Origin of the sequence: Oceanisphaera sp., assembly GCF_052084945.1 — a bacterium.
Lineage (GTDB): Bacteria > Pseudomonadota > Gammaproteobacteria > Enterobacterales > Aeromonadaceae > Oceanimonas.
Genome location: NZ_JBQDEX010000056.1, coordinates 1 through 11,534 on the forward strand (window position 1 = coordinate 1; position 11,534 = coordinate 11,534).

Annotated in this window: 12 protein-coding genes; 8 read left to right on the top strand and 4 right to left on the bottom strand. The window is 44.4% G+C overall.

All coding sequences use genetic code 11. The annotated features are described in order from the left end of the window. Nucleotides 1-77: 77 nt before the first annotated feature. A complete protein-coding gene (gene ribA, locus ACTHY5_RS06840) occupies nt 78-674 on the bottom strand; it encodes a GTP cyclohydrolase II (protein WP_441878062.1) in 597 nt (198 codons plus the stop codon). Nucleotides 675-908: 234 nt separating this feature from the next. Between ribA and cmk the strand changes: the two genes are divergently transcribed. The 7 genes from cmk (at nt 909) to ACTHY5_RS06875 (ending at nt 6,968) form a co-directional block, all read left to right on the top strand. Continuing rightward, nucleotides 909-1,589 carry a (d)CMP kinase gene (gene cmk, locus ACTHY5_RS06845; protein ID WP_441878063.1) on the top strand — a complete coding sequence of 227 codons (681 nt, stop codon included), beginning with the start codon at nt 909-911 and terminating at the stop codon, nt 1,587-1,589. Nucleotides 1,590-1,740: 151 nt separating this feature from the next. After that, nucleotides 1,741-3,411: a 30S ribosomal protein S1 gene (gene rpsA / locus ACTHY5_RS06850; protein WP_441878065.1), complete on the top strand. Its 1,671-nt coding sequence runs from the start codon at nt 1,741-1,743 to the stop codon at nt 3,409-3,411. A gap of 68 nt (nt 3,412-3,479) precedes the next feature. Further along, a complete protein-coding gene (ihfB, locus tag ACTHY5_RS06855; RefSeq protein WP_441878067.1) occupies nt 3,480-3,761 on the top strand; it encodes an integration host factor subunit beta in 282 nt (93 codons plus the stop codon). Between the two features lie 105 nt (nt 3,762-3,866). After that, nucleotides 3,867-4,154 carry a LapA family protein gene (locus ACTHY5_RS06860; RefSeq protein WP_441878069.1) on the top strand — a complete coding sequence of 96 codons (288 nt, stop codon included), beginning with the start codon at nt 3,867-3,869 and terminating at the stop codon, nt 4,152-4,154. A gap of 8 nt (nt 4,155-4,162) precedes the next feature. Beyond that, nucleotides 4,163-5,332, top strand: coding sequence for a lipopolysaccharide assembly protein LapB (gene lapB, locus ACTHY5_RS06865; RefSeq protein ID WP_441878070.1), 1,170 nt, complete (start codon nt 4,163-4,165; stop codon nt 5,330-5,332). Between the two features lie 314 nt (nt 5,333-5,646). Further along, nucleotides 5,647-6,363, top strand: coding sequence for an orotidine-5'-phosphate decarboxylase (pyrF, locus tag ACTHY5_RS06870; protein ID WP_441878072.1), 717 nt, complete (start codon nt 5,647-5,649; stop codon nt 6,361-6,363). 386 nt (nt 6,364-6,749) lie between these two features. Continuing rightward, nucleotides 6,750-6,968: a DUF3820 family protein gene (locus ACTHY5_RS06875; RefSeq protein WP_441878073.1), complete on the top strand. Its 219-nt coding sequence runs from the start codon at nt 6,750-6,752 to the stop codon at nt 6,966-6,968. A gap of 131 nt (nt 6,969-7,099) precedes the next feature. Here ACTHY5_RS06875 and ACTHY5_RS06880 read toward each other — a convergent pair whose 3' ends face one another. Then, nucleotides 7,100-7,510 carry an H-NS family histone-like protein gene (locus tag ACTHY5_RS06880; RefSeq protein WP_441878075.1) on the bottom strand — a complete coding sequence of 137 codons (411 nt, stop codon included), beginning with the start codon at nt 7,508-7,510 and terminating at the stop codon, nt 7,100-7,102. Nucleotides 7,511-8,073: 563 nt separating this feature from the next. On the opposite strand from ACTHY5_RS06880, the gene ACTHY5_RS06885 reads away from it, so the two are divergent. Next, nucleotides 8,074-9,645: a Na+/H+ antiporter NhaC family protein gene (locus ACTHY5_RS06885; protein WP_441878077.1), complete on the top strand. Its 1,572-nt coding sequence runs from the start codon at nt 8,074-8,076 to the stop codon at nt 9,643-9,645. Nucleotides 9,646-9,716: 71 nt separating this feature from the next. Here the strand turns inward: ACTHY5_RS06885 and ACTHY5_RS06890 are convergent, their stop codons facing one another. Next, nucleotides 9,717-10,940, bottom strand: a complete 1,224-nt coding sequence (locus ACTHY5_RS06890; protein ID WP_441878079.1) for an EAL and HDOD domain-containing protein — start codon at nt 10,938-10,940, stop codon at nt 9,717-9,719. A gap of 120 nt (nt 10,941-11,060) precedes the next feature. Continuing rightward, the coding region (locus ACTHY5_RS06895; protein ID WP_441878081.1) for an outer membrane protein transport protein at nt 11,061-11,534 on the bottom strand (474 nt) is incomplete at its 5' end.

Here is an 11,534-nt window from a genome sequence, read left to right on the forward strand (position 1 = left end):
AAAAAGGGTCGGCGTCATTTTCTTTAGAGAAAATTGACGCCGACCCCATTTAATTGTTTCGCTGTTAGCTGGGTGCTTTATTTATCTTTTAACATATGGCCAAGCTTACCGGCTTTAGTATCTAGGTAATGCTCATTAAATGGGTTGCGACCTTCTTGTAGCGGCACGCGCTCAACCACATTAATGCCACACTGGGTCATGGCGGCGACTTTGCGCGGGTTATTGGTCATTAAACGCAGTTGCTTAACCCCTAACTCATGCAGCATATCGGCACAAATAGTGTAATCGCGCATATCGGCATCAAAACCTAACTCAACATTCGCTTCTACCGTATCTTTGCCTTGATCTTGCAAGTTGTAGGCCTGAATTTTATTGAGCAGGCCAATTCCCCGGCCTTCTTGGCGAACATAAAGCAGTATGCCTCGGCCTTCTTTAGCAATATTTTCCATTGCGGCTTGCAGCTGAAAACCACAGTCGCAGCGCAAGCTAAATAAAGCATCGCCAGTTAAGCATTCAGAGTGAATGCGCCCTAAAACGGGTAAGTCATCATCAATGGCACCCATTACCAGTGCGGCATGATCTTTGCCTGTCCCTGTTTCTTCAAATCCGATTAGGGTAAAGGTGCCCCAAGGGGTTGGCAATTTTGAGTTTGCCATCTGGGTAACACTGCTCATGGCGTTCCTCTTTGGTTTAAACATAATAAAAATAATTGCTATTGTAAGGCGGATGCCGCTGTAGGTATAGATACAATGCACACAAGGCGGCTTAAATAACAGTAATTGACCTGCAAACAGAGCAAGGTGCTACATTTGCCGATTAAGTTGCGTATAATGCGCGCCATGAAGCAGCATAATGATCATAAACTTATGCGCATAACTGCTCAACTTAATGTTTGACTGGAGAAAGCCATGACTGAAAAAGCGCCCGTCATCACTGTGGATGGCCCAGGTGGTGCAGGCAAAGGAACCCTTTGCCAGTTACTCGCCGAAAAACTGGAATGGCATTTACTGGACTCTGGAGCTATTTATCGGGTGTTGGCGCTTGCTGCTTTGCATCATGATGTGGCCTTAGATGATGAATCGGCCTTGGTGCCATTAGCGGCGCATTTAGATGTGCAGTTTCCGATACAAGAGGGCGTCGTAAAAACCATCCTTGAAGGGGAAGATGTTTCGCAAACCATACGCACTGAAAAGATGGGCGAAACTGCCAGTAAAATAGCCGCTTTTCCGCGGGTGCGAGAAGCCCTATTACGCCGCCAGCGGGCGTTTCGTGGTAATCCTGGTCTTATTGCCGATGGGCGCGACATGGGCACTGTGGTGTTTCCTGATGCGCAAGTAAAAATATTCTTAGATGCCAGCGCGCACGAAAGGGCGAATCGTCGTCTTCTTCAGTTGCAAGCGAAGGGTTTTGATGTTAGTTTTGACCGTCTTTTAAGCGAAATTCAGGCGCGTGATGAGCGGGATCGTAATAGAACCGTGGCACCACTGAAAGCCGCAGACAATGCGTTAGTGATTGATTCAACTGAACTGTCTATTACAGAAGTACTGGATATAGTGTTGAGTCATACGCAAACTTGCATTGTGGGCTAAGCCAACAAGTTATTCGGTTAAATGATATTTTGTACGTCAAGCAACTTGCTTGAGCCTGCCCGCGTCAAGGATGAAGTGGGTCTATCTTAATCACCCCATCGGAGCCGGATTGCCCTGTGGATGTTCAACTTAAAAAGTGTATTCATTAAACATGATTGAATCTTTTGCTCAACTCTTTGAAGAGTCTCTGAAAGAACTAGAAACCCGTCCGGGTTCGATAGTTAAAGGTACTGTTGTTGCTATTCAGAACGGTATCGTTCTGGTTGACGCAGGCCTGAAGTCTGAATCAGCTATTCCTGCCGAGCAGTTTAAAAATGCCCAAGGCGAAATGGAAGTGAGTGTAGGCGACGTAGTAGACGTTGCTCTTGACGCTGTTGAAGACGGTTTCGGTGAGACTCTGCTTTCCCGCGAAAAAGCGAAGCGCCATGAATCTTGGTTGCAACTAGAAAAAGCCTACGAAGATCAAGAAACCGTTATCGGTGTGATCAACGGCAAGGTGAAGGGCGGCTTTACTGTTGAAGTAAACACTATCCGTGCTTTCCTACCTGGTTCGCTGGTTGACGTACGTCCAGTACGTGACACCTTGCACCTAGAAGGGAAAGAGCTTGAGTTCAAAGTAATCAAGCTGGATCAAAAGCGTAATAACGTTGTTGTTTCTCGTCGTGCTGTTATTGAAACTGAAAACAGTGCAGAGCGCGAACAGTTGCTTGAGAACCTGCAAGAAGGTCAAGAAGTTAAAGGTATCGTTAAGAACCTGACCGATTACGGTGCTTTCGTCGACCTAGGCGGCGTAGATGGTCTGCTACACATTACCGATATGGCTTGGAAGCGCGTTAAGCACCCAAGTGAAATCGTTAACGTGGGTGACGAAATCAACGTTAAAGTACTGAAATATGACCGTGAGCGTACGCGTGTTTCTCTTGGCCTGAAGCAGTTAGGCGAAGATCCATGGGTAGAAATCGCTAGCCGTTACCCAGAAAGCACTCGCTTGTCTGGCCGTGTTACTAACCTAACTGATTACGGTTGCTTCGTAGAAATCGAAGAAGGCGTTGAAGGTCTGGTACACGTGTCTGAAATGGATTGGACTAACAAGAACATCCACCCATCTAAAGTGGTTTTTGTTGGTGACAACGTAGACGTAATGGTATTGGATATCGACGAAGAACGTCGTCGTATTTCTTTAGGTCTAAAACAGTGCAAGTCTAACCCATGGCAGCTGTTTGCGGAAACCCACAACAAGGGCGACCGTGTTTCTGGTAAGATCAAGTCAATTACTGACTTCGGTATCTTTATCGGTCTAGACGGCGGCATCGATGGTCTGGTTCACTTGTCTGACATTTCTTGGAACGGCGGCGAAGAAGCGGTTCGTGAATTCAAGAAAGGCGACGAAATTGATGCAGTAGTACTGCAAGTTGACCCAGAGCGCGAGCGTATTAGCTTAGGCGTTAAGCAAATTGACGAAGATCCGTTCAATGCTTACTTAGCTGATATCAAGAAAGGTGCTATTGTTAAAGGTACTATCACAGCGGTTGACGCAAAAGGCGCAGTCGTTGAGATGGCAGAAGGCGTAGAAGGTTATGTACGCGTTGCTGATATCTCTCGTGACCGTATCGAAGACGCATCTACTGTATTAACCGTAGGTGAAGCAATCGAAGCACGTTTCATGGGCGTTGACCGCAAGAACCGTACTTTAAGCTTGTCTATCCGTGCGAAAGACGAAGCAGAAGATAAAGTGGTTCTAGATAACCTTAACCAGCAGCAGCCAGAAGATGTTGGTCTAAGTGCAATGGCCGAAGCCTTTAAGGCAGCCAAAGGCGAATAAGCCTGTCCGACTGTAAAAGGGGGCCTTCGTGCCCCCTTTTTGTTGCTTGGCGATCAGGAGAAACCATAATGACTAAATCCGATCTCATTGAAAAACTGTCAGAACAATACAGCCACCTGTCTGCAAAAGAAGTAGAAGAGGCTATTAAAGAAATTATCGAAAAAATGTCGGCTACCCTAGAAACCGGTGACCGTATCGAAATTAGAGGCTTTGGTAGTTTTTCACTACACTACCGAGCGCCTCGCCAGGGACGTAACCCTAAAACCGGTGAAAAAGTCGCATTAACCGGAAAATACGTACCGCACTTTAAACCCGGTAAAGAACTGCGTGAGCGAGTCAACCTCACCTAATATTATCTGTAGCGCTATATCACTTTTTACGGCAACACGACTAGCGAGAAAGATTGTTTTCCGTGATAATGTTGATACTCAAAATCAGGAAGTTGAGAGGATAAGGTGAAAATAATTATTAGCCTAATTGTTCTGATTATTTTATTTGCCGTCGGTTTAACACTGGGCACACAAAACGATCAGTCAGTGCATGTTAATTACCTGTTAGCCCAGGGCGACTATCGCCTTTCATCATTATTGGCGATTATATTTGTGGCTGGTTTTGTTGTTGGCTGGATAGTGTTTGGTTTTGTATTATTACGTTTAAGAATGAAAAACAGTGGTTTGCGTAAAAAAGTTGAGCGCCAGCACAAAGAGCTAGAAGAGCTTAGGGCCTTGCCCATTAAGGATTAATAAGCCCTATGCTGGAATTATTGTTTCTGCTGCTTCCTGTTGCTGCGGCCTATGGCTGGTATATGGGGCGCAGAGGAGTTCGGCAAGATGCGCAAAATAAATCCACCCATTTCTCCCGGCAATATGTTGCCGGGCTGAATTTTTTGCTGTCTGATGAGCCAGATAAAGCGGTTGATCTCTTTATTCAGCTTTTGCAAGTTGACAGCGAAACCATTGAAACTCACCTTGCTCTCGGAAACTTATTTCGCTCCCGAGGCGAAGTGGATCGCGCTATTCGTATCCATCAAAACTTGGTGGCACGACCTAACTTATTACTAGAGCAACGCCACTTAGCCATGCTTGAACTGGCGCGAGATTTTTTAGCCGCAGGATTATTAGACCGAGCCGAGCACATTCTTATTGAGCTAAAAAGTGATCCCGACTACGAAGAAGAAGCATTAAGCCAATTATTACTTATCTACCAGCAGCTAAAAGACTGGGAAAAAGCCATTGACACAGCCGCTCGGCTAAAAAAGCGTCAAGGCATGAAAGCCTTAACCCCCATGGGGCACTTTTACTGTGAATTAGCAGAACAGCATTGGCGAGAACAAGATGTGAAAGCCGCCATGATGCAATTTAAAAAAGCCCTTAAAACAGATGCGGGCTGTGTGAGAGCGAATATCCGCCTAGGCTCACTATTTATGGCGCAGCAGCAATGGAAACTGGCATTGGCCAGTCTGCTTGATGTCACTCAACAAGACGCTGATTTTATTGGTGAGGTGTTAACGGATATTCAATACTGCTACCTACAATTAAATGATGAGTCAGAGCTTATTCGTCATCTGCATTTATGGGTAGCAGAAGATGCGGGTGCCAGTGCGGTGTTAATGTTGGCAGATTACATAGCCGAAAGCCAAGGCGCACTTGCCGCCGAGCAATTAGTATTGTCGCAATTACAGCGCCATCCCACAATGAAAGGCTTTCATCGACTAATGGCGTATCATGCGGCTAACGCCGAGCAAGGGCGAGCAAGAGAAAGTCTCGATATGCTAGGCGCCTTGGTGTTAGAACAAATGAAACAAAAGCCAAGCCATAAATGTAGCCAATGCGGGTTTTCGGTTAAAAGTCAATTTTGGCAATGCCCCTCCTGTAAACAGTGGGGCTGTATTCGCCCACTACGTGGATTAGATGGGGAGTAAATACAGCCGTAAGCCGTAAGCTGTAAGCCTGAAGCTAAAAACACACACCGTCTTTTGTTGGTTTGATGTGTTCTTAACTTTCAGCTTATAACTGACCGCTTCCGGCTTTCTTTTATGCCGTCATGCCGGGCTTGCCCCGGTATCTCGCTTTTATGTTTAAGGCTTAAAAACAAACCGAGCTCCTGACCTGCTTAAGGGCAGCTTTAAGCCGTAAGCTAAAGATAGGCACCGCTTTTTGTTGTTCTTGGCGCTTCTCTATACCGTTCGCGTCTTCTGTGGCAAAAATATTTTTAAAAATTAAAAGGTAACTTGGTATGCAAACTTCAACTTCACATGATCCTAAAATTCTGATTGCGCTTGATTTTGCTGACAAGCAGCAAGCCATGGCGTTAATTAACCAATTAGATCCTGCTCATTGTCGCTTAAAAGTGGGCAAAGAGATGTTTACATTGTTTGGCCCTGAGTTTGTGCGCACCTTGGTAAACAGTGGATTTGATGTATTTTTGGATCTTAAATTTCACGATATTCCTAATACCGTAGCCAAAGCCGTTGCGGCCGCTGCTGAGCTAGGTGTCTGGATGGTGAATGTGCATGCGAGCGGTGGCGAGCGTATGATGAGCGCAGCCAAAGAGGCGTTAGTGCCATACGGTGAGCAAGCGCCGCTACTTATTGCCGTGACTGTGCTTACCAGTATGACAGGCGATGAGTTAGCCCAAATAGGCGTGTCACGCTCACCGGCAGAGCAAGTACTGGCCTTAGCACGCTTAACGCGAGATGCAGGCCTAGACGGTGTTGTATGCTCGGCACAAGAGGCGAGCTTATTAAAATCAGAGCTGGGCCATGACTTTAAATTGATTACTCCTGGTATTCGCCCAGCAGGTGTAGATGCCGGCGATCAGCGGCGCATTATGACTCCAGAGCAGGCGTTAACCGCTGGCAGCGATTATTTGGTGATAGGGCGCCCTATTACTAAAGCGGTGAACCCAGCTCAGGCGTTAGCTGATATCAATCAAAGCCTTCTGCAGCGATAAGCGTTCAGCTGTTAGTGACACAATATATAATTAATGAAACATCGGATCGGTTGGTTCGATGTTTTTTCTTTTGTAGGGGTTATTTTAGCTGGCACTCCCATTTTATACCAATCTACCCCGAGCGTAGGGTCGAATTTATTCGACCTCTTTAGGCCTTGCTATGATATTAGTGGGGGGGGGGTAATCCCGCAGAGCCAGCAGCAGTTGCGTTGGATAAGAAAGAACGGCGTTTATCTTTAACGTAATGCGGCATTGTGTAAGATGACACTTGGTGTGATTAAATAAAGCATGAACCAAATTAATAGAGATATGCATAATTTAAATACTATGGCGGCGGCCCGTCGTTATGTTCAGTTTAGTGTGTGGTATTTTTAAAGGAATCTAATGTGAGTTTAGCCAGTTCTGAGTTGTTAGATATTATCAGCAAGCCGATGCCATTTGGTAAATACAGTGGACGGCCATTGCTTAAACTGCCCATGGCTTATCTATGTTGGTTTGAGCGTAAAGGGTGGCCGAGCGCAGAGCTAGGTGCAGAGCTGGCGTTAGTGTATGAATTAAAGCTTAATGGGGTTGATTTACCCTTATATCAGCTCTTAACACCTTAGCCCTCTGAGAGGCTGTACATCGCCAGCTGTAGGGGAAGAATTGTTTAGTGCCTTTGTTTTACAATTATCTGCATTTTAATAAAAAAACAGGGCCATGTGGCCCTGTTTTTATAGTGATTTCAACAATAAACTTACTGTTTAATCAAGAAATCTTCTAATGTTTTAGTGCCTGCATCCATCGCTTTCTTGATGGGGGTAGGTTTACGACCTTGACCAGTCCAAGTCTTATATTCATTGTTCTCGTCGTAAAACTCATACTTAGCAGGACGCTTAGCACGTGGCTTACTTACTTTTTTAGTTGGCTCAGCCAATTCTAATAAGTCACTTAAATCAATGCCGTCTGCGGCCATTTGATCCATGTATTCTTTAAGCTTGCGATCTCGCTCTTGAGCAGCAGCTTGTTCTGCTGCTTTAGTTTCACGCTGCTCTTCAATAACAGAAGACAGTTTAGCTAATGCTTCTTCCATTTGATCAAGCGTCAAGTCACGTGTTGCAGCACGTAAGCTGCGAATGTTTAATAGTGTTTTTAAAAAGTCAGTCATTGCATTCACCTAAGTTATATATTTTATTATGCTGTAAATTTACATCTTCATTATAAATCTAGCAAGTTAATTACTAAATTATTTATTACATAGAATAAAAATGACATGTTAGCAAAGAAACACACCGATATAGCTTTGCATTTTGCAAAAGGCAATTGCTAATTAGAACAGATCAAGCGTTATAGCTGTTATTATCAAGCTAGTATATTAAAAAAATTCAAAAGAGGCAGCTGTCATAAACAACAGCACAGTAGGGTGATGGTAGGTTAAAAGTATTGATTTTTGTTGTGTTGGCAGTAAAATCGTTCGCCTTACCCGCATAGAGGTGTGTCACTTATCAGCCCAAAGCTTATTTAATAAGTTTTGAGCGCGACAGTAAGTGACGTTAATGTGGTGTTATTTGTTCCGCTACCCCTTTATCAGGTAACACTCTGGGAACGGTGCTGCAAGGGCTGATACTGTCGTGTTATAGGTTTTATGATGTACGACCGCTGAGCAAGAGCTGGCGTTCTTTATATCTGCCTTCTACTCATTATATTAACAATTTTAATTCTGGTACCAACGTGGAACTACAGCCTTTTATTCAAAGTTATTGGTCTTTACTGCCTCCTATACTTGCCATTTTATTGGCCATTACTACTCGCCGAGTCTTGTTATCTTTAGGGTTAGGTATCTTACTTGCAGTGTTGTTACTGCAGCAGTTTAATCCTCTTACCAGTGCGGCTCACCTTGGTCTCCAAATAGCAGAGCTGTTTTGGACTGATAACACCATTAATGAATGGAATGTAAATATATTGTTATTTTTGCTGCTGCTGGGCTGCATTATCAGTATGTTAAGCCGAGTAGGAGCCACACTAGCCTTTGCACAGTGGGCACAAAGTAGAATTAAAAATCGGCGCCAAGCCAAAGTGATGACCGGATTGTTGGTTTTTTTGTTTTTTATTGATGATTACTTTCATAGTTTATCGGTGGGCACTATTTGTCGACCGGTTACCGACCGATTTAATATCTCGCGCGCTAAGCTTGCTTACTTACTCGATTCCACTGCGGCACCGGTTTGTGTTCTTATGCCCATCTCGTCGTGGGGGGCCTATATTATTGCATTAATAGGCGGTATTTTGGCCAGTCATAGCTTAACAGGGCAAAGTGCCTTAGGGGCCTTTATGCTGATGGGCAGCATGAACTTTTATGCTATTTTTACCCTGCTAATGGTGTTACTGGTTATTAAAGGAGGCTGGGATTTAGGCGCCATGGATCAGCACGAGCAGCAAGCGCTACAAGGTCAGCTGTTTGATGCCAGCAAGGGTGCCCCTCCTGGTGTAAGCGACAGTGCAGAGCAAGCTTCTGCGGGGCGTATGAGTGAATTATTACTGGCCATAGGCACGCTTACATTAGTTACCGTGCTGGCGTTATTGTTTACCGGCGCACAGGCGCTTAATGATGCCCAAACTCCTTTTAATGTTTTAGCCGCGCTAGAAAATACTAATGTAGGGCGTTCTTTAGTATTAGGAGGGGTTGCCGGCTTACTAGTGTGCGTGTATGCCATGCTAAAACAAAAGGTAAGCTTAGCTGATTGGGGGCAGACCATACTCATCGGCATTAAAGGCATGCTGCCGGCCATTTATATCTTATTGTTTGCTTGGACATTAGCCGGCTTAATTGGCGAGCTAGAAACCGGGCACTACCTTGCCTCTTTAGTGCAGCAAAGCATCCCTTTATTTATGCTACCGGCTATTTTATTTTTACTCGCCGGTGTTATGGCATTTGCTACCGGCACCAGCTGGGGGACATTTGGTATTATGTTACCAATAGCTGCCGATATGACCATGGCGATTGATGCTCAGCTGTTATTGCCGGGCATGTCTGCAGTTATGGCCGGGGCAGTATTTGGCGATCATTGCTCGCCTATTTCAGACACCACCATATTGTCTTCTACTGGCGCCTCTTGTCATCATATTGATCATGTTGTGACTCAATTACCCTATGCACTATCTATTGCTGTGGTAAGCATTATTGGTTATTTAGCATTAGGGTATACAGCATCAGTGGGGGTTGGACTGGCTGCGGCAAGCGGTGGCTTTATATTGGTGTTAGCAGTGTGGCGGTTTATACAAAGACAGAGTCATTGTCAGTAGCTTAGTTTGTAGGGTTATAACACTTTTGCTATACGCATGGGTTTTTTGTGAGAACCCCATGCGTCTGCGGTTTAAACATGATGCCTATCGGTGAGTTGTTTACTCCACTGTATGGCTTGTTCATAAAACTGACTACTATCATGTTGGTTTAAGTTAGCAAACGTTAATCGTTGCTCTAACATTGGCCAGTTCGCCTGTTCTTGATCTTGCATCATGCCCATTAAAAAACCCAGTTGCCCTTTTTGTTCTAGTAGTGCTTGCTGCACCGGCTCCGTCACTGATAAGTGGGGTAATATATCGGCAATGGGTCTTTCTAATAAGGTATCTAACAAAGAGAATAGCCCACAAATAAATGCATCATCTTGCAAATGAGGGCATACTTTTTCGGCCAACAGTTCACACCATTTGGCTCGGATCATTGAGATACGATATAACTCAATGTTTTTGTTTTTACTAATATAAGCCGTCATCATTAAGGCTGTAAAACGCCTAAGCTGTTGGTGACCTAAAAATACAATCGCATTACGTAAATTATCAATATTTTTTTGCTTGTAACCACTATGTAAGCTATTTACATGACGCAATAGGTAATAAGACAGTGATAAATCTTGGCTAAATAGCTCGGTTAACTTATCGTAATCAAGCTCAGGCTCATTAACTGCTGATAGTAGCTCAAAACCGGTCATTTCATCAGTGGTTAAAATACGGCGGCTGATCACCTGTGGTTGTTGAAAGTAATAACCCTGAAATAAGTCAAACCCTGCCGCTTTGGCATCGGTATATTCTTGCTGGTTTTCTACTTTTTCGGCAATAAATTTAATGTGTGAATGGCGCTGGTAGGTTTTGATAAAGCTTGCGCACTCCGCCATTGAAAGCTCGCGCAAATCAAGTTTAATAAAGTCAATAAAAGGAAAAAACTTCTCCCATTGCTGACTGGGTATATGGTCGTCCAGTGCGGTTTTAAAACCGGATTTTTTGAGTAATTTAACACTCTCTAATAATGCCATATCGGGAGTGGCATTTTCTAAAATTTCTACCACTAACTGCTGCTGTGCAAAACTGTCGCGCATATCTTCGCGAATTAATGAATCAGGGAAGTTAACAAAGCACAGCGCTTGCCCTACTAAATCTTCAATTTTTTGGCTCAAAAACTGTTCGGCCATTAAGCGACGGGTAGCATCCTCTGCTCCCATTTCAGGAAAACGATTTTCGAGGCTGGTACGAAATAACAATTCATAGCCAAAGGGGTTACCTTGACTATCTAAAATAGCTTGTCTGGCTACAAAGCAGCGCATAATGATCCCGAACAAAAATAATGACGGAGCAAATATACAGCATTGTGTTTCGATAAACAAAGCGAACAAAAAAGCGCCCAAGAGGGCGCTTAAATAGTGTGATATAAAAAGAGCAAATACTTAAAAAGCGTAGTTCATTTGTAAGCCCATTAAGTAAGCATCACCGCCGGATTCAAATTCATATGCCCCTTTTCCTATCACTTTGCTGTCTTCAACTACCGTTACTTTTTCACCGTCTAAAAAGGCAAAGGCGGCATCAAAGCTTAAGTTTTGGTTATAAGCATAAGTGGCCCCCAAGGTATACCATGTGCGGTCTACATCAGGAATAGAAATAGAGCGTGCGCTTTCTGGCACCGGTGATTGGTCATAGGCAATACCACCGCGCAGCGTCCACTGATCGTTTAATTGATGAGTGGCACCGGCACTAACACGCCAGCTATTGTCAAAACCTTCGTCTTTTTGGAATAGCTCTTTACCTTGCGGGCTGACTGCTTTTAATTCTTTAAAGCTGCTCCACTCCGTCCACATCACGCCATAATGGAGTGCCCAGTCGGGTTGTATTTGGTGGAAGCCGGACACCTCGGCGATGGCAGG